This is a genomic window from Streptomyces sp. NPDC024687 (genome assembly GCF_055559055.1).
This window is the reverse complement of record NZ_JBVHLJ010000003.1, coordinates 773,806-792,417: the sequence shown is the minus strand read 5'-3', so window position 1 is coordinate 792,417 and position 18,612 is coordinate 773,806. Positions and strand designations below refer to the sequence as shown.

General features: G+C 70.9%; 15 protein-coding genes. 2 read left to right on the top strand and 13 right to left on the bottom strand.

Features of this window, described 5'->3' with window-relative positions:
• Positions 1–213 precede the first annotated feature (213 nt).
• Positions 214–1,425: a PQQ-dependent sugar dehydrogenase gene (locus tag ACZ39I_RS15505; RefSeq protein ID WP_467244919.1), complete on the top strand. Its 1,212-nt coding sequence runs from the start codon at positions 214–216 to the stop codon at positions 1,423–1,425.
• Here the strand turns inward: ACZ39I_RS15505 and ACZ39I_RS15500 are convergent.
• From ACZ39I_RS15500 to ACZ39I_RS15470, 7 genes are all read right to left on the bottom strand, one after another.
• Positions 1,418–1,606 carry a DUF6191 domain-containing protein gene (locus tag ACZ39I_RS15500; RefSeq protein ID WP_467244918.1) on the bottom strand — a complete coding sequence of 63 codons (189 nt, stop codon included), beginning with the start codon at positions 1,604–1,606 and terminating at the stop codon, positions 1,418–1,420. The genes ACZ39I_RS15505 and ACZ39I_RS15500 overlap by 8 nt on opposite strands.
• 34 nt (positions 1,607–1,640) lie before the next feature.
• Positions 1,641–4,730, bottom strand: a complete 3,090-nt coding sequence (locus ACZ39I_RS15495; protein WP_467244917.1) for a helix-turn-helix transcriptional regulator — start codon at positions 4,728–4,730, stop codon at positions 1,641–1,643.
• 140 nt (positions 4,731–4,870) lie between these two features.
• Positions 4,871–5,059, bottom strand: a complete 189-nt coding sequence (locus tag ACZ39I_RS15490; protein ID WP_467244916.1) for a hypothetical protein — start codon at positions 5,057–5,059, stop codon at positions 4,871–4,873.
• A gap of 196 nt (positions 5,060–5,255) precedes the next feature.
• Positions 5,256–5,861, bottom strand: a complete 606-nt coding sequence (locus ACZ39I_RS15485) for a hypothetical protein (RefSeq protein ID WP_467244915.1) — start codon at positions 5,859–5,861, stop codon at positions 5,256–5,258.
• Positions 5,862–5,896: 35 nt separating this feature from the next.
• Complete coding sequence (locus tag ACZ39I_RS15480; protein WP_467244914.1) at positions 5,897–6,472, bottom strand: GNAT family N-acetyltransferase; 576 nt, start codon at positions 6,470–6,472, stop codon at positions 5,897–5,899.
• Positions 6,450–8,678 carry an MMPL family transporter gene (locus ACZ39I_RS15475; RefSeq protein WP_467244913.1) on the bottom strand — a complete coding sequence of 743 codons (2,229 nt, stop codon included), beginning with the start codon at positions 8,676–8,678 and terminating at the stop codon, positions 6,450–6,452. The genes ACZ39I_RS15480 and ACZ39I_RS15475 overlap by 23 nt, the downstream gene beginning before the upstream one ends.
• Before the next feature lie 203 nt (positions 8,679–8,881).
• Positions 8,882–9,187: a hypothetical protein gene (locus ACZ39I_RS15470; protein WP_467244912.1), complete on the bottom strand. Its 306-nt coding sequence runs from the start codon at positions 9,185–9,187 to the stop codon at positions 8,882–8,884.
• 138 nt (positions 9,188–9,325) lie between these two features.
• Here ACZ39I_RS15470 and ACZ39I_RS15465 point away from each other — a divergent pair, with 138 nt between their 5' ends.
• Positions 9,326–10,141, top strand: coding sequence for an SAM-dependent methyltransferase (locus ACZ39I_RS15465; protein WP_467244911.1), 816 nt, complete (start codon positions 9,326–9,328; stop codon positions 10,139–10,141).
• Positions 10,142–10,193: 52 nt separating this feature from the next.
• Here ACZ39I_RS15465 and gatB read toward each other — a convergent pair whose 3' ends face one another.
• From gatB to ligA, 6 genes are all read right to left on the bottom strand, one after another.
• Positions 10,194–11,708 (bottom strand): Asp-tRNA(Asn)/Glu-tRNA(Gln) amidotransferase subunit GatB, encoded by a 1,515-nt coding sequence (gene gatB, locus ACZ39I_RS15460; RefSeq protein ID WP_352389342.1) that lies wholly within the window; start codon positions 11,706–11,708, stop codon positions 10,194–10,196.
• A gap of 15 nt (positions 11,709–11,723) precedes the next feature.
• A complete protein-coding gene (locus ACZ39I_RS15455; protein ID WP_467244910.1) occupies positions 11,724–11,963 on the bottom strand; it encodes a hypothetical protein in 240 nt (79 codons plus the stop codon).
• Positions 11,960–13,462 (bottom strand): Asp-tRNA(Asn)/Glu-tRNA(Gln) amidotransferase subunit GatA, encoded by a 1,503-nt coding sequence (gene gatA, locus ACZ39I_RS15450; protein ID WP_467244909.1) that lies wholly within the window; start codon positions 13,460–13,462, stop codon positions 11,960–11,962. The genes ACZ39I_RS15455 and gatA overlap by 4 nt, the downstream gene beginning before the upstream one ends.
• 5 nt (positions 13,463–13,467) lie before the next feature.
• Positions 13,468–13,764: an Asp-tRNA(Asn)/Glu-tRNA(Gln) amidotransferase subunit GatC gene (gene gatC / locus ACZ39I_RS15445; RefSeq protein WP_007384860.1), complete on the bottom strand. Its 297-nt coding sequence runs from the start codon at positions 13,762–13,764 to the stop codon at positions 13,468–13,470.
• 135 nt (positions 13,765–13,899) lie between these two features.
• Positions 13,900–16,134: a putative bifunctional diguanylate cyclase/phosphodiesterase gene (locus ACZ39I_RS15440; protein ID WP_467244908.1), complete on the bottom strand. Its 2,235-nt coding sequence runs from the start codon at positions 16,132–16,134 to the stop codon at positions 13,900–13,902.
• Positions 16,135–16,406: 272 nt separating this feature from the next.
• Complete coding sequence (gene ligA / locus ACZ39I_RS15435) at positions 16,407–18,599, bottom strand: NAD-dependent DNA ligase LigA (RefSeq protein WP_467244907.1); 2,193 nt, start codon at positions 18,597–18,599, stop codon at positions 16,407–16,409.
• Positions 18,600–18,612: the final 13 nt, after the last annotated feature.

Below are 18,612 nucleotides of genomic sequence, written 5' to 3'. Positions count from 1 at the left end.
CGGGGCCTGCCGGGGGCGCATGGATCGTGGATCGGCGAGCCTGCCGACTGTGCGAGGGCGGCGGACAGTAAGTCCGCCGGCTGCGCACGGCCGCGGATCAGTGAGCCCTGCGCCTGCGCAGACCCGTCCCCGGCACGCCCACCACCACCCTCACGGGAGCGGGTCCGCGTATCGGGTCCGGGAGATCGGGAACCTGGGAGGGGTGAGCGGTGTATGACAAGGAGAACCCGCCGCTTCGAAGGGACCACCATCGTGCATCGTCGAGCTGTGACGGCCGTGCTGGCCGCGACCACGCTCCTGCTGACGGCCGGCTGCTCCTCCGACAGCTCAGGAGGCGGCGGCTCGCCAGGAGGCGGGGACAGCACCGCATCGAGCAGTACGGCCTCCGGGTCCTCGCCCACCCGGCAGGCCGCGGAGGCGACCCCGCCGGCGAAGGGCTCGGTGAAGGTGGTGCGTACGGTCGCCCAGGGCCTCAAGACCCCCTGGGGCCTGGCCCCGCTCCCGGACGGTGACCTGCTCGTCTCCTCACGGGACGACGGCACGATCACCCGGGTCGACGGACAGTCGGGCAAGAAGACGGAGCTGGGTCAGGTCTCCGGCGTCTCCGCGGCCGGCGAGGGCGGTCTCCTGGGCATCGCCCTGTCCCCGGACTACGCCTCGGACCACATGGTCTACGCCTACTTCACCTCGGACTCGGACAACCGCGTCGTCAGGATGGTCTACGACGAGCAGAAGGCGTCCGGTGAGCAGCTGGGCGCCCCCGACACCGTCTTCAAGGGCATCCCGAAGGGCTTCATCCACAACGGCGGCCGGATCGGGTTCGGCCCGGACGGCATGCTGTACGCGGGCACCGGGGAGAGCGGCAACACCGGCCTGGCCCAGGACCGCGAGTCCCTGGGCGGCAAGATCCTGCGGCTGACCCCCGAGGGCGACCCGGCCCCGGGCAACCCGTTCCCGGACTCCCCCGTGTATTCGTACGGCCACCGCAATGTGCAGGGCCTCGCCTGGGACTCCGAACAGCGGCTGTTCGCAGCGGAGTTCGGCCAGGACACCTGGGACGAGCTGAACGCGATCAAGCCGGGTGACAACTACGGCTGGCCCACCGCCGAAGGCAAGTCCGACGACAAGAGGTTCCACAACCCGATAGCCCAGTGGCACACCGACGACGCCTCCCCCAGCGGTGTCGCCTACGCCGAGGGCTCCCTCTGGATGGCCGGTCTGAAGGGCCAGCGTCTGTGGCGCGTCCCGTTGAAGGGCACGGCGGCCGCGGCCGACCCGCAGGCGTTCCTGAAGGGTGAGTACGGCCGGCTGCGCACGGTGGTCTCCGCGGGCGGGAACAAGCTGTGGCTCGTCACCAGCAACACCGACGGCCGCGGCAGCCCCAAGGCGGGGGACGACAGGATCCTGGAGATACAGGTCAGCTAGCCGGACACTCGTCCTCGTCCGGCTCGGGCCGGCGGACGACGACCTTCCCGGACGTGAGATCTATCGGTCCGCGTCCGGGGTCGCCGTCGCCGACGTCCTCGCGGGTCAGCTCCAGCCGCTTCTGTTCGTCGTGGGTGTGCTTGCGGCCGGGTGCGAACAGTTCCTCGAACATGTTGAACATGCAGCCTCCCCTGCCGGTCCCTACACCGTACGCCTCAGCCGGTGATCGGCGCGTGGAGAGCCTCCGCAGGGAACAGACCCAGCCGGTGCGCCACCGCCGCCGCTTCCCCCCGTCCGGAGACGCCGAGCTTGGCGAGGATGTTGGACACGTGGACGCTGGCCGTCTTCGGGGAGATGAAGAGCTCCTCCGCGATCTGGCGGTTGGTGCGGCCGAGGGCGACCAGGCGCAGGACGTCGCGTTCGCGGCCGGTGAGGCCGAGGGAGCGGACCGGGTCCGCCAAGTCGGCCGCGGGGGCCGCGGTCAGAGCGAGGCGGGCTCGCTGGGCCAGCAGCGTGACCGCGTCGGCCAGGGGCCGGGCGCCCAGGTGGTCGGCGGCGGCGTGGGCGAGGCGCAGGAGTTCGGTGGCCCGGTCGCGTTCGGGCTGCTCGGCGCCGCCGGGTGCCGACAGGAGGGCCTGGGCGAGCCGGTGGCGGACGCGGGCAAGGTCGTAGGGGCGGTCGAGGGGCTCGATGGCGGTGAGGGTCTCCCACCAGTGGTCCGGGGTGTCGGCGCACTCGGCGCGCAGCAGTTCGGCGCGGAGCCAGCGTTCGTGGGCGAGCCAGACCGGCGCGTTGGTGGCGAGGGTCCTGGCCGCCTCCCGGATGCGGTGGAGGACCTTCGTCCGGCCCTGTTCGGCGACGGGCAGGCCGAGGCTGTCTGCCTCCATGGTGGCGGCGGTGAGCAGCAGGGGCCAGGCGTAGCGCTGGGTGCCGGGCGGGAAGCCGGTGTCCAGGACGCGTTCGAGTTCGGCGCGGGCGTCCAGGAGGCGGCCTTCGCCGGCGGCGATTCCGATGGCGAGTGCGGAGAGGGGGAGTTCATGCTGAGGGGTCCGGTCGTGGGACCCGAAGTGGGAGCGTGCGGCGGCGAGTTGGCGAGCGGCCTCGGGCAGGTCGCCGCCCGCGAGGGCGAGTGCGGCGCGATTGGCCGCGTGGAAGCCGCGGGGTTGGGCGCTGCGGCCGACGAGCTCCGCCTTGACGGCGGCTTCCTCCGCCTGGTCCCAGCGGCCCAGCGAGTAGAGGGACTCGGCGAGGTTGCCCCAGATCCAGGCCTCCTTGTCGGACAGGCCGTACTTCCGGGCGTAACCGAGTCCCTCCTCCAGGATCGGCACGGCCTCCCGGGAACGCCCGATGGATTCGAGGGCGTTCGGCAGATTCACGTAGACCCGGCTGGCGACGGCGGAGATGCCGTCCTCGACTGTCTGCCGGAGGATCTCGAACATCTCGGCGAGTCCGGTCTCGACGCCACCGGACTCGACGATGAGGCCTGCGTGAGTGAGACGGGCGTTCATCTCGATGTCGCGGGCGCCGACCAGGCGCGCGTACTCCACGGCACTCTCGGCGGCCGTGATGGCTTCGGGGCCGGGGACATGGACCATGGACCAATTCGCGACGTTGGCCAGGACCTCGGCGTGCACCTCGGACGGCGGCAGGCCGCGGACCAGGTCCTCGGCGGTGGCGAGTTCGGCCCAGCCGTCGCCGCGGGTCAGGGCCTGGACGAGATGGGAGCGCTGGACCCAGAACCAGGCGGCGCGCATGGGGTCACCGTCCTCCTCCAGAAGGTGCAGCGCCCGCTTGGTGATCATCAGGGCGCGTTCGCGTTCGCCGCCCAGGCGGCCGGCGACGGCGGCCTCGGCCATCAGGTCGAGGTAGCGCAGCGCGGTGGTGGCCGGGTCGCAGCCGCAGGGAGGGTAGACCTCGGTGTAGTCGACGGGGCGCAGGGCGGCCCTGACGTCCTCGGGGGCGGTGTCCCACAGCTCCATCGCGCGTTCCAGGAGCCGGAGTTGTTCGGAGTAGGCGTGCCGGCGGCGGGCGGTGACGGAGGCGTCCAGGACGGCGGGCAGCGCCTTGGCGGCATCGTGGGCGTGGTACCAGTAACTGGCCAGGCGCATGACCCGCTCGTCGGCGGGGACGAGGGTCGGGTCGGCCTCCAGGGCTTCGGCGTAGCGGCGGTTGAGGCGGGAGCGTTCGCCGGGCAGCAGGTCGTCGGCGACGGCCTCGCGGACCAGGGAGTGCCGGAAGCGGTAGCCGTCGCCGTCGGGTGCCGGGATGAGGATGTTGGCGTTCACGGCGACCCGCAGCGCCTCGATGAGGTCGTCCTCGGCGAGCCGGGTGACGGCGGCGAGCAGCCGGTACTCCACGGTGGAGCCGCCCTCGGCGGCGACCCTGGCGACCCGCTGGGTGCTCTCGGGCAGCCCCTCGACGCGGACCAGGAGCAGGTCGCGGAGCGAGTCGGTGAGGCCGGTGCCGCAGCCCTCGGTGGCGCAGACGGCGAGTTCCTCGACGAAGAAGGCGTTGCCGTCGGAGCGTTCGAAGATCTCGTCGACCTGGGCGGGGTTCGGTTCGGTGGCGAGGATCCCGGCTATCTGGCGGCTCACCTCGTCCCGGTTGAAGCGGCCGAGTTCGATGCGGCGGACCGTGCGCAGCCGGTCGAGTTCCGCGAGCAGGGGGCGCAGCGGGTGGCGGCGGTGGATGTCGTCGGCGCGGTAGGTGGCGAGGACGACCAGACGGCCGGTGCGCAGGGTGCGGAAGAGGTAGGCCAGGAGGTGGCGGGTGGAGGCGTCGGCCCAGTGCAGGTCCTCCAGGGCGACGACGACGGTGCGTTCGGCGGCGACGCGTTCCAGGAGGCGGGCGGTGAGTTCGAAGAGGCGGGCCAGGCTCTCCTCGTCGTGCCGGCCGGTGCCCCGGGCGGGGTGTGCCTCGCCGATCTCGGGGAGCAGCCTGGCCAGTTCCTCCTCCTGGCCCGCGGCCGCGGCGGCCAGTTCGTCGGGCAGGGCGCGGCGCAGGGCGCGCAGGGCGGTGGAGAAGGGTGCGAAGGGCAGTCCGTCGGCGCCGATCTCCACACAGCCGCCCAGGGCGACGACCGCGCCCTGCCGGCAGGCGGCGGTGGCGAACTCCTCGACGAGTCGGGTCTTGCCGACGCCGGCCTCGCCGCCGAGCAGCAACGCCTGCGGCTCTCCCCCAGTGCCAAAAGCCTGGGAGGTACCCCCAGCGGCGGCGCGGGCGAGCGCTTCGTTCAGGCTGTTCAGCTCTTCGGTACGGCCGACGAACACGGGACTGACGGACCTGGTCTCCACAGGCCCGAGCATCGCACGCGGGTCCGACAGGACGGCACCGGTTTTCGCGGCGGGCCCGATTCCCCAACTGCCTTTGCTTGCAGGGAGGACGGCCGCGGCGGTGGCCGCGGGGACGGGCAGAGCCGTACGGCCGTCCTCCCTCCCCCCGGCTCTCACGCCGTGCGGAGGAACCGGTGCCGCCGGGGGCGGCCGGTATGCGAGTTGCTCTCCGCGGTGCCTTCGACGGCTTCGCGGCGGGCGGCGCGGCGGCCGCGCAGCGTCTCACGGACGAGCCGCTCGTGCTCGGCCTGGCGGAGGAGTTCGGCGGAGCGGTACTGGGAGATCTCGTACTCGGGATACATGGCGTCGTCCTTGTCGGAGTCGGTTTCGAGCTTCGCTTTCTGCGATGCCTCTACCTTCGTCTCCGAGGGGGGTCCGCCACATCGGGAGAGTTCCGCATCTTCGGGGGCCGCGGGGGCCTTAGACGCGCGAGAGGGGCCTCAGGCGCTCCGTAAGGTACCTACGGATGTCCTGAGACCCCTCGCGACCTCCGATTGTTCAGCTCGCGGAGGGCAGGCTGACCAGCACGTCGGTGTACTTGAGAACAGCGATCAGCAGTCCGATGACAGCAAGCGTGACACCTGCCCAGGAGACCGACTTGATCCAGGCGGCCTGCGGCTTGCCGGGCGCCCCGAAAGCAGGCCGGACCAGGACGACGACGCCGATGATCAGGGCAACCAGGGCGAAGATCCCGTCGTACAGTGCCTGGACGTTCCAGACGTCGCCGTAGCCCTCCTTCAACAGCGTGGAGACACTCGAGGTCTGGGAGTTCTTCATCTGGCTCAGAAGGCTTTCCTTCTGGGCGGCGAGGGTGCCGATCCAGCTGCCGGTGAGCGAGACGAAGGCGAGCGCGGCGGAGACGACGGCGCCCGCGCCCTGGCCGACGCCGGTGGGGCCTTCTTCCCGGGCAACCTCGGACAGGTCGTCCTCGTCGTCGATGTCGTCGACGGCGTTCTCGTCGGCGGCGGTGTCCTCGGCCGAGTCCTGGGACTCGGGCGCGGCCTCCGTCGCCTCGTCGGTCTTGGCGACGCTCACCTTCTGCTCGTCGGTCGTGGCCTCGGCGCCCGTCTCGGCGCCGGTTTCGTCAGCTGTCTTCGTTCCCATGTCGGGCACGGTACGGATCCTGTCTGAGAGGGTTCTTAATGATCGTTCCGGCCTGCACGCGCGCGTGCCTCACGCCACTCGGGGGCGAGAATCGACCACACCTCGAGGTCGTGCCGTACGCCACGATAGGGGTGGGCCTCACGGCGGACTCCGTCGCGGGTCATTCCCAGGCGCCGGGCGACGTTGATGCTGGCCGTGTTGCCGGAGGCGGCGACCCATTCGATCCGGTGGATTCCGCGTTCGTCGACCACCGAGTCGATCAGCATCCTCATGGCCCGGGCGATCAGTCCGCGGCCGGTCGCGGCGGGCTCCAGCCAGCAACCGACCTCGCAGTTGCCCTGCGCGGCGTCGAAGTTCAGGGTGAGCACCCCGCCGACGAGCTTTCCGTCCAGCCAGATGCCGTGGTAGCCGCCGGTGTCGTCGGCGCGCATCCGGGCGTACCGCTGGAGCGTCTCGCGCGCCGAGGCCACGTCGACGGCCTGGGAGCCGAAGGGGATGAACTGTCCGATGAACTCGCGGCCCCGTTCCAGGTGGGCGAGGAACTCCTCCGCGTGCCACGGCTCCAGGGGCCGCAGTTCCGCCCCGTCGTCACCCAGCGATATCGCGTACATCCCCGTCCCGCTCCTTCTCCAGCTCCGCCACGACCTCGTCCAGCCTTTCATGCGCGGCACGGCACTCGGGCGGCTCGATGCTGATGCGGGGCATCCGGCGGTCCAGCCAGCCGGGCAGCCACCAGTTGGCGCCGCCGAGCAGGTGCATGAGGGCCGGCACCAGCAAGGTGCGCAGGACGAACGCGTCGAGGGCCACGGCCGCGGCGAGCGCGATGCCGAACATGGCGATCACGCGGTCGCCGCTGAGGACGAAGGCGAGGAAGACGGAGATCATGATGACCGCGGCGGAGTTGATCACCCGGCTGGTCTCGGCGAGGCCGACGCGAACGGCCCGCCGGTTGTCGCCGGTCTCCAGCCACTCCTCGTACATCCGGCTGACCAGGAAGACCTGGTAGTCCATGGAGAGCCCGAAGAGGACCGAGACCATGATCACGGGCAGGAAGGGTTCGATGGGCCCGGCGCGGCCCAGCCCCAGCAGCTCGCTCCCCCAGCCCCACTGGAAGATCGCCACGACCACTCCGAAGGCGGCGGCGACGGCGGCGACGTTCATCGCGGCGGCCTTCAGCGGGATGCCGACGGAGCGGAAGGCGAGCAGGAGCAGCAGACAGCCCAGGCCGATGACGACGCCGACGAACAGGGGCAGCTTGCCGACGATGACGTCCGCGAAGTCGTCGTACGAGGCGGTCGTCCCGCCGACGTGGAGGTCGAGGGAGGTGCCGGTCTCGGCCCGCGGCAGCACCTCGGTGCGCAGCCGGTCCACGAGCTCGCTGGTCTGCCGGGACTGCGGGGCGGACTCGGGGACGATCGTGAAGTAGGCGAGGTCGCCGCCGGAGTCGTAGGTCACCGGCGTGGTGGAGGCGATGCCCTCGGTGGTGCGGATCGTGGCGTCGAGGTTGTCCAGGAGGAGTTTGTCCTCGGCGCCCTCGACCGGGGTCACCAGCGTCAGCGGGCCGTTGACGCCGGGCCCGAAGCCGTCCGCGAGGAGGTCGTAGGCCTGCCGGGTGGTCGCGGACCGTGGGTCGTTGCCCTGGTCGGAGGTGCCGAGCCGCAGGCCCAGCGTGGGCAGGGCGAGGACGGTGATGACCACCAGGGCGATCGCGCCGAGCAGCTTGGGGTGCCGTTCGACGAACGCGGACCAGCGGTGGGCGAACCCGGTCGGCAGTTCCGGTTCGGGCCCGTGCTCGGCGAGGCGGCGCCGCTCGCGCCGGCTCAGGGCGCGCATGCCGATGAGGGAGAGCAGGGCGGGCAGCAGGGTCACGGACGCGGCGACCGTGAGGACCACGGTGAGGGAGGCGGCGATCGCGACGCCGTTGAGGAAGCCGAGCCGCAGGATCAGCATCCCCAGCAGGGCGATGCACACCGTGGCACCCGCGAAGACGACCGCGCGCCCGGTGGTGGTGACGGCGTTCTCGACGGACTCGGTGACACTGAGCCCGCGTTTCAGGCCGCGCCGGTGTCTGGTGACGATGAAGAGCGCGTAGTCGATGCCGACGCCGAGCCCGATCAGCATGCCGAGCATGGGCGCGAAGTCGGCGACGGTCATGGTGTGCCCGAGCAGCACGATGCCCGCGTAGGCGGTGCCCACGCCGACCAAAGCGGTCGCGATGGGCAGCATTGAGGCGGCGAGGGAGCCGAAGGCGAGGAACAGCACGAGGGCGGCGACGAGTACGCCGACGATCTCGGCGACATGCCCGCCCGAGGACTCGGTGAGGGCGACGGCGCTGCCGCCCAGCTCGACCTGGAGCCCGTCGGCCTCGGCGTCCTTGGCGGTGTTCACGACGGCCCTCGCCTCGGAGGCGTCGATGTCCTCGGCCGAGTCGGCGAAGGTGACGGTGGCGTAGGCGGTGTGCCCGTCGGCGCTGACCCGGCCGGTGCCCGCGTCGTCGTACGGGCTGACGACGGCGGCCACCCCGGGCAGGTCCGCGATCCTGTCCAGGGTGGCGGTCATCGTCTGCTCGACGTCGGCGTCCCGGACCGAGCCCGACGTGACGTGCCAGACGACGGTGTCGCTGTCCCCGCCGAGGTCCGGGAAGCCGTCCTGGAGCAGCTGGGTGGCGCGGCCCGACTCGGTGCCGGGGACCTCGTAGTCGTTCGAGTAGGCGGATCCGGCGACGGCGGCGCCCGCGCTCACCCCGCCGAGGGCGAGGAGCCACAGGAGAACGACGACCATGCGTCGTCGGACACACCAGCGTGCGAGGGCTGCCACGAACGTGCTCCCAGGATGGCGAATTGTGGATCTTTGACCGGGAACAGTCGTTCATGACACTTCATGAGGTGAACGGCCCGCAAAGAACGCATGAGCAAGGTGTGGACCACTCTTGCAGGCAAAAGTGATCGTTCATGTCCATCGTGCGGTTATTCACAGGAGTGGGAGGCAGATCACAGGACAGTAACGGTCACTCTGTCACGTCAGTCGAACTGGTCGCCCAGTGCCATCACCATCACGCCGACGATCAGCAGCCACAGCGCTCGTCGCGTGCGCCCCCTGGAGCCCAGGAACGCCGCGAGCGCGCACACCGCGGCGCCGAAGGCGTAGGCGGCCGGCACAAGTGTGGGGGCGGAGCCGGCCGCGCGGAGCGCCGCCGCGGCGAGACCGGCGAGGGCCAGCAGGGCGCCGGTGCCGAGGGCCATCCAGCGGGCCCGCCGGGCGTCCAGCACCTGGCCGTCGTACTCCTCCTGTATGTCGGATGGCTCGGAATTCGCAGGACCGTTCATGGCGGGCGAGCGTAGCGTGTTCCGCTGAGAAACCCGGGCCTCCCGGCCCCCGACCGAAGCAGGTGCGTTGTTTGAGCGTCCGGCCGAGCTCCGCCGTATCCCTTTCCGTCTCTCAGGACTCAAGGAGCCCGTGCACCGATGCCAGACGACATCACCCCGTCCATGACGGGGCCCTCGAGTGAGGACCTCACCCGGCGGCTGACCCAGGCCCGCTACCCGCGCAGCAACAGCTACGACGTCCGCTGGGTCATCGAGAACCAGATGGGCCCGAACGCGCTGTGGCTGCTGGAGTGGCTGGCGCCCGCCCTGGGCCTGGACACCCTGCGCCCCTGCGCCCGCGTGCTCGACCTGGGCTGCGGCCGGGCGATGACCTCGGTCTTCCTGGCCAGGGAGTACGACGTCCAGGTCACCGCCGCCGACCTGTGGGTCAGGCCGGACGAGAACGCGCGGCGCATCGCCGAGGCCGGTTTCGCCGACCGGGTGCTGCCCGTGCACGCCGAGGCGCACGACCTGCCGTTCGCCGAGGGCAGCTTCGACGCGATCGTGAGCATCGACGCGTACCAGTACTTCGGCACCGCCGACCTCTATCTGCCCACGCTGACCCGGCTGTTGAAGCCGGGCGGGCGGATCGGGATCGTCGTGCCCGCGGTGCGGGAGGAGATCGAGGGCGACGAGCCCCCGGAGCACCTCAAGCCGTTCTGGGACCCCGGTTTCTGGGCGTTCCACTCCGCCGACTGGTGGCGGCGGCACTGGACCCGCGGCGGGGCCGTCGAGGTCGAGACCGCCGATTGGCAGCCCGACGGCTGGAAGGACTGGCTGCTGTGGTGCGACGTGATCGCCGAGGAGAGCCCGGAGGAGTTCCATCGCACGATGGCCCGTGAGGTCGGCGAGATGGTACGAGCCGACCAGGGGCGGACGTTGGGCTTCGTACGGCTCGTAGGACGCCGTGAGTAGGTAGCGCTACGGCCCCGGAGGGCATCCCTCCGGGGCCGTAGCGTGGATCCGCTCAGCCCTCGCCGACGCCCAGCTTCTCCAGGATCAGTTCCTTGACGCGGGCCGCGTCGGCCTGACCGCGGGTCGCCTTCATGACCGCGCCGACCAGGGCGCCGGCCGCGGCGACCTTTCCGGAGCGGATCTTGTCGGCGATGCCCGGGTTGCCGGCGATGGCCTCGTCGACGGCGGCACCCAGGGCGCCCTCGTCGGAGACGACCTTCAGACCGCGCTTGTCGACGACCTCGTCCGGGGTGCCTTCGCCCGCGAGGACGCCTTCGATGACCTGGCGGGCCAGCTTGTCGTTCAGGTCACCCTTGGCGACCAGCTCGGTGACCCGGGCGACCTGCTCCGGCGTGATGGCCAGCTCGTCCAGCGCCGTGCCGGACTCGTTGGCGCTGCGGGCGAGTTCGCCCATCCACCACTTGCGGGCGGAGGCCGCGTCGGCACCGGCGTCGATCGTGGCGACGATCAGGTCCAGGGCACCGGCGTTGAGGATCGCCTGCATGTCGAGGGCCGTGATCCCCCACTCCGCGACGAGGCGGTTGCGGCGCACCAGCGGCAGCTCGGGCAGAGCGGCCCGGATCTCCTCGACCCACTCGCGCGAGGGGGCCACCGGAACGAGGTCCGGCTCGGGGAAGTACCGGTAGTCCTCGGCCTCCTCCTTCACGCGGCCCGAGGTCGTGGACCCGGTGTCCTCGTGGAAGTGCCGGGTCTCCTGGATGATCGTGCCGCCGGAGTTCAGTACGGCCGCGTGCCGCTGGATCTCGAAGCGGGCCGCGCGCTCCACGGACCGCAGCGAGTTGACGTTCTTCGTCTCGGAACGCGTGCCGAACTTCTCGCGGCCGTGCGGGCGCAGCGACAGGTTCACGTCGCAGCGCATCTGCCCCATCTCCATGCGGGCTTCCGACACACCGAGCGCCTTGATGACCTCGCGCAGCTCACGGACGTACGCCCGTGCGACCTCGGGAGCCCGCTCGCCCGCGCCCTCGATCGGCTTGGTGACGATCTCGATGAGCGGGATGCCGGCGCGGTTGTAGTCGAGGAGCGAGTGCGAGGCGCCGTGGATACGGCCCGTCGCGCCGCCCACGTGGGTCGACTTGCCGGTGTCCTCCTCCATGTGGGCGCGCTCGATCTCCACGCGGAAGGTCTCGCCGTCCTCCAGCTGGACGTCGAGGTAGCCGTTGAAGGCGATCGGCTCGTCGTACTGGGAGGTCTGGAAGTTCTTCGGCATGTCCGGATAGAAGTAGTTCTTCCGGGCGAAGCGGCACCACTCGGCGATCTCGCAGTTCAGCGCGAGACCGATCTTGATGGCCGACTCGATGCCGATCGCGTTGACGACCGGGAGCGCGCCGGGCATGCCGAGGCAGGTGGGGCAGGTCTGCGTGTTGGCGTCCTGACCGAGCTCGGTCGAACAGCCGCAGAACATCTTCGTCTTGGTGCCGAGTTCGACATGGACCTCGAGGCCCATGACGGGGTCGTACGACGCGAGAGCGTCCTCGTACGACACCAGGTCGGTCGTGGTGGTCACGGTGAAACTTCCCTCTCAGCCCAGCAGGACGTCGTCGTCGCCCAGCCGCTTCAGCTCGCGGTACAGGATCGCGAGACCGGTGATGATCGCGACGGCGGACACGGTGGCGTCGATCAGGACGAGCGTGTCCTTCTCGGCGCGGGCCTTCTTGAGCCGCTTGGCGACGCCGATCGCGCCGAACGCGGTCCCGGCGATGGACAGGTACGTGCCGGACTTGGACTTCTTGAAGTCCTTCGCCTTGGTCAGCTTGCTCACAGCGACGGTGCCTCCTCGAGGAGCGGGTGCCCCCACCTTTCCACGAAGGCGGCCTCGACGGCGGCGCCGACCTTGTAAAGGCGGTCGTCCTTCAGGGCCGGGGCGATGATCTGCAGACCGACCGGGAGGTTGTCCTCCGGGGCGAGTCCGCACGGCAGCGACATGGCCGCGTTGCCCGCGAGGTTGGTGGGGATGGTGCACAGGTCGGCCAGGTACATCGCCATCGGGTCGTCGGCGCGCTCGCCGATCGGGAAGGCGGTGGTCGGGGTCGTCGGGGAGACGATCACGTCGACCTGCTCGAAGGCCTTCTCGAAGTCGCGCGTGATGAGCGTGCGGACCTTCTGCGCGGAGCCGTAGTAGGCGTCGTAGTACCCGCTCGACAGGGCGTACGTGCCGAGCATGATCCGGCGCTTGACCTCGGGGCCGAAGCCCGCCTCACGGGTGAGGGAGGTGACCTCCTCCGCCGAGTGGGTGCCGTCGTCGCCGGTCCGCAGGCCGTAGCGCAGGCCGTCGAAGCGGGCGAGGTTGGAGGAGCACTCGGAGGGCGCGATCAGGTAGTACGCGGAGAGCGCCAGGTCGAAGGACGGGCAGTCCAGTTCGACGATCTCGGCGCCCAGGTCCTTGAGCAGGGCGACCGACTCGTCGAAGCGCTGGATGACACCGGCCTGGTAGCCCTCGCCGCGGAACTGCTTGACGACACCGACGCGCAGGCCGGCGACGCTGCCGTTGCGGGCGGCCTCGACGACCGGCGGAACGGGCGCGTCGATGGAGGTGGAGTCGAGCGGGTCGTGCCCGGCGATGACCTCGTGCAGGAGCGCCGCGTCCAGGACCGTGCGGGCGCAGGGGCCGCCCTGGTCGAGGGAGGAGGAGAAGGCGACCATGCCGTAGCGGGAGACCGCGCCGTACGTCGGCTTCACGCCGACCGTGCCGGTGACGGCGGCCGGCTGGCGGATGGAACCGCCGGTGTCGGTGCCGATGGCGAGGGGCGCCATGTGCGCGGCCAGCGCGGCGGAGGAGCCGCCGCCGGAGCCGCCGGGGATCCGGGTGAGGTCCCAGGGGTTGCCGGTCGGGCCGTAGGCGCTGTTCTCGGTGGAGGACCCCATGGCGAACTCGTCCATGTTGGTCTTGCCGAGGATGACGACGTCGGCGGCCTTCAGCCGCTGGGTGACGGTCGCGTCGTACGGCGGGATCCAGCCCTCGAGCATCTTCGAACCGACGGTCGTCGGGATGCCCTCGGTGGTGAAGATGTCCTTCAGCGCGAGCGGGACACCGGCCAGCGGGCCGAGCTTCTCGCCCTTGGCCCGCTTCTCGTCGACGGCGCGGGCCTGCGCGAGGGCGCCCTCGCGGTCGACGTGCAGGAAGGCGTGCACCTTCTCGTCGACGGCCTCGATCCGGGCCAGGTGGGCCTCGGTGACCTGCACGGCCGTGAGCTCACCGGAAGCGATCTTCTCGGCGGTCTCGGCGGCGGTGAGCTTGATGATGGTGACGTTGTCCGTCATGGCGGTTAGTCCTCCCCCAGGATCTGCGGCACCTTGAAACGCTGCTGCTCCTGGGCCGGGGCGCCGGAGAGCGCCTGCTCGGGGGTGAGCGACGGACGGACCTCGTCCGCGCGCATGACGTTCGTCAGCGGGAGCGGGTGCGAGGTCGGCGGTACGTCTTGGTCGGCGACCTCACTGACGCGTGCGACCGCGCCGATGATGTCGTCCAGCTGTCCCGCGAAGTGCTCGAGCTCTTCGGGCTTCAGCTCCAGACGCGCCAGCCGTGCGAGGTGGGCGACCTCCTCGCGCGTGATGCCAGGCATGCAGCGATCCTCTGGGGTGAGTGCGTGTGGTTTGGGGCCAATCCTATGGGTCCCGGCCGGATGGCCGTTAAACGGTTTCCCCTAGGTGACGTCAACGGACGGTCCCCATACCGCGCCAAAGGATGCCGGGACGGGTCACTCCGCCGCCGGCAGCGCCGCCCTGGGCCGCTGCCAGCCCCTCGATCCCCGTGCCAGCAGCCACGCCGTCGTCTCCTCGGGCGGCATCGCCGCCGCCACCAGCCAGCCCTGTACGGCGTCGCAGCCCATGTCGCGCAGCCGCTCCCAGGTCTCGTCGTCCTCGACGCCCTCCGCCACCACCAGGAGACCCAGGGAGTGGGCGAGGTCGACCGTGCAGCGGACGATCTCCGCGTCCTCGGTGTCGACGGCCAGCTTGGCCACGAACGAGCGGTCGATCTTCAGTTCGCTGACGGGCAGGCGGCGCAGATGGACCAGGGAGGAGTAGCCGGTGCCGAAGTCGTCCAGGGACATCTTCACGCCGTGCCCGGTCAGGGCGGCGAGAGTGTCCGCGGCCCGCGAGGGGTCCTCCAGCAGGACGTGCTCGGTGATCTCCAGTTGGAGCGCTCCCGCCGGGACACCGTGCCGGGCGAGGCGCGCGGCGACCGAGCCGGCGAAGCCCGGGGTGTGGACGTCACGCGGGGAGACGTTGACCGCCACCGGGACGTAGAGCCCCTGCGCCCGCCACTCGGCGACCTGGGCGAGAGCCGTGTCCAGCACGTACTCGGTGAGGTAGGGCATCAGCCCAGACGACTCGGCGATCGCGATGAACTCGTCCGGCGGCACCTTCCCGCGCTCCGGGTGCACCCAGCGCACCAGGGCCTCCAGACCGGCGACCTGGCCGTCGAAGCGCACTTTGGGCTGGTAGTGCAGCTGTACGTCGTGCGCGTCCAGGGCCCGGCGCAGATCGCCGAGCAGCCCGAGCCGGTCGGGGGTGTTGGAGTCCCGTTTGGACTCGTAGACCTCTACGCCCGTACGGTCCCGCTTGGCCTGGTACATCGCCACGTCCGCCCGCCGCAGCAACCCCTCGGCGTCCAGGGCGTGGTCGGGGTAGACGGCGACCCCGGCGCTGGCCTCCAGGACGAGGGTGAGCCCGTCGAGGTCGAGCGGGGAGCTGAGGGCCGCGACCAGGTTGCGGGCGACCCGGGTCGCGGAAGTCGTGGAGTCGGCGACCGGCAGTAAGACGGCGAACTCGTCGCCGCCCAGCCGCGCCGCCTCCGCCCCGCGCGGCAGCGCGATCCGCAGCCGGTCGGCGATCTGGAGGAGCAGCCGGTCACCGGCGAGGTGGCCCAGGGTGTCGTTGACCGAGCGGAAGCGGTCGAGGTCGATGAGCATCAGTGCGGACCGGGCGCCGATGCGCTCGGCGTCGTCCAGGGCGGTCCAGATGCGCTCCAGGAGCCACTGCCGGTTGGGCAGTCCGGTCAGCGGGTCGCGCAACTGCTCCTCGGCGCGGGCCCGGGCCATCCACAGGGTGGAGTCGAGGGCGATGAGGGGGATCGCGAACAGCGGGAGCAGTACGGGCTTGGCGGCGGCGACCACGCAGACCAGCGGGGCGATGCCGAGCAGGGCGACCGCGACCAGGCCCTGTCTGACCAGGGCGGTGCGGGCCACGGTGGGCAGACCGGCGTGCCGGGAGGAGTGCAGATACCAGCTCAGGGTCCGGGTGACCGCGAGGTAGGCCACGGCGACCAGGACCACCTCGGGGCCGGTGTAGAAGGTCCAGGTGTCGGGGTTCCAGGGGGTCTCGACGGAGGGCGACTGGCCGAACGCGGCGAGGACCAGGGCGCCGGCGGCTATGCCGAGGAGGTCCACCGCGCCGTGCAGGATGCCCTGCCGCCAGCGGTGGCGCCTGGCTATGCCGACCAGCAGCACCACGGTGAGGCTGACCAGGCCGGCGGCCACCCAGCCGTACAGCAGGAGGACGGCGAGGGTCAGGGCGGCGCCGGAGCCGGTGCCGCCCCACCAGCGGGCCCGGCCGAGGGCGACCAGATGGCCGACGATGACTCCGGTCAGCACGGCCAGCGACCAGCCGACGGTGCCGGACGGGAAGAGGGCGTGGCCCCCGGTGAAGGCCCGGTAGAAGCCCGCGCCCAGCACGAATCCGGCGGCCGAGACGATCCCTGTGGGCAGCGCGGGCCACGGCAGTTGCCGGTCGGACTCGGAGTCCGGCATACCGGGGGTGCGTTCGGCGGTGAGCTGCGCGGCCCGGGGGCCGCCGACCGGGGAGTAGGGTCCGGCGGCGCGGGTCTCCGCGCCCGGGTGCTCCGAAGGCCGCCCGGCCCACCGGCTCGCCCGCCACGCGCCGGTGAGCCGGCGCAGCCGTGAGTCCGGGGCGGCGCTCTCGGTCGGTTCCATTCCCGTCCCTCTCACAGCCGGCGGTGCCCACGCCACGCGGCTCGTTCGCCCGACAAAACCCTCGACGGCGCCGCGTTGGAAAACCCTTCCCCTTGCTCTTCAGGAGCAAGGGAATGCCCCGACCGCAGCTGGGCACGGCAGGCGCACATCTCAACAGTAGGCCGCAGAAGGCTTCCACGGGCAGCGGTCGTCGACGGTTGCCCGAATGCGCCCCGGCCACCCGTATGCCTCTGGTATGCGCCGATCGGGTGGCCTTCAACCGCCGCTTCTCGCTACTCCTCCGTGGGAAGCGCCACATCGGCGGCCGCTTCGGGGCCCTGTTCCAGCAGGACGTCGAAGCCGTCCTCGTTCAGAACAGGCACCTTGACTTGCATCGCCTTGTCGTACTTGGACCCAGGATTGTCACCTACGACGACGAAAGACGTCTTCTTCGAAACCGAACCGGTGACTTTCGCCCCTCTGGATTGCAGCGCCTCCTTGGCCCCGTCGCGGGTGAAGCGCTCCAGGGTGCCGGTGACCACGACGGTGAGCCCTTCGAGGGGACGCGGCCCCTCGTCCTCCCCCGAGCCCTCCTCCTCCATGCGCACGCCCGCGGCCTTCCACTTGCGCAGGATCTCCTGGTGCCAGTCCTCCGCGAACCACTCCTTGAGGGACTTCGCGATGATCGAGCCGACGCCGTCGGTGTTCGCCAGCTCCTCCTCGCTCGCCTGCTCGATGCGGTCGATGGAGCGGAAGTTGCGCGCCAGCGCCTCGGCGGCGACCGGGCCGACATGGCGGATCGACAGGCCGGTCAGGACGCGGGCGAGCGGGCGCTCCTTGGCCGCGGCGATGTTCTCCAGCATGGCGACGGCGTTCTTCTTGGGCTCGCCCTGCTGGTTGGCGAAGACGGTGGCGATCTTCTCCTCGCCGGTCTTCGGGTCCCGCTTGGGCAGACCGCTGTCCTGGTCGAGGACGTACGCCTTGATGGGCAGCAGTTGCTCGATGGTGAGGTCGAACAGGTCGCCCTCGTCGGTCAGCGGCGGGTCCGAGGGCTCCAGCGGCTTGGTCAGGGCCGTGGCCGCGACATATCCGAAGTGCTCGATGTCCAGCGACTTGCGGCCCGCGAGGTAGAACAGGCGTTCGCGCAGCTGGGCGGGGCAGGTACGGGCGTTGGGGCAGCGCAGGTCGACGTCGCCCTCCTTCATGGGCCGCAGCGCGGTGCCGCACTCGGGGCACTCGGCCGGCATCACGAACTCGCGCTCGCTGCCGTCCCGCAGGTCCACGACGGGGCCGAGGATCTCCGGGATGACGTCACCGGCCTTGCGCAGCACCACGGTGTCGCCGATGAGGACGCCCTTCGCCTTGACGACGTCCTGGTTGTGCAAGGTGGCGAACTCGACTTCCGAGCCGGCCACCGTCACCGGCTCCACCTGGGCGTACGGCGTGATCCGGCCCGTACGGCCCACGCCCACGCGGATGTTGATGAGCTTGGTGTTGACCTCCTCGGGCGCGTACTTGTACGCGATCGCCCAGCGCGGCGCCCTGGAGGTGGAGCCGAGACGGCCCTGGAGGGGGATCTCGTCGAGCTTGACGACGACCCCGTCGATCTCGTGCTCCACGGAGTGCCGGTTCTCGCCGAAGTAGGCGATGAACTCCCTTACGCCGTCGAGCCCTTCGACCACCTTGTTGTGCTTGGCGGTGGGCAGGCCCCAGGACTTGAGGAGGTCGTAGCCCTGGGAGAGGCGGGTCATGCCGATGAAGCCCTCCAGGACGCCGATGCCGTGGACGACCATGTGGAGGGGGCGGGTGGCGGTGACGCGCGGGTCCTTCTGGCGCAGTGAACCGGCCGCCGCGTTGCGCGGGTTGGCGAAGGGCTTGTCGCCGGCCTCGACCAGGCGGGCGTTGAGCTCCTCGAACTTCTCCATCGGGAAGTAGACCTCGCCGCGGATCTCCACGAGGTCGGGAACCTTGTCGCCGGTGAGACGGTCCGGGATCTCGGCGATCGTGCGGACGTTGGGTGTGATGTCCTCGCCGGTGCGGCCGTCCCCGCGGGTCGCCGCGCGGGTGAGGCGGCCGTGCTCGTAGGTGAGGTTGACGGCGAGGCCGTCGACCTTGAGCTCGCACAGCAGGTGGTAGTCGGTGGTGCCGACGTCCTTGGCCACCCGCTCCGCCCAGGCCGCCAGCTCCTCGTCACTGAACGCGTTGTCCAGAGAGAGCATGCGGGAGCGGTGCTGGACGGACGTGAACTCGGTCTCGTAGGCCCCCGCGACCTTCTGGGTCGGCGAGTCGGGGGTACGCAGCTCCGGGTACTCCTCCTCGAGGGATTCGAGGGAGCGCAGGAGCTTGTCGAAGTCGGCGTCACTGATGACCGGCGCGTCGTTCACGTAGTACCGGAAGCGGTGCTCCTCGATCTGCTCAGCGAGCTGCGCGTGCTTCTCCCGTGCCTCGGCGGGCACCGTCGTCTCCGCTTGCTTGTCGCCGGCCACCGTGTTGTCCTCC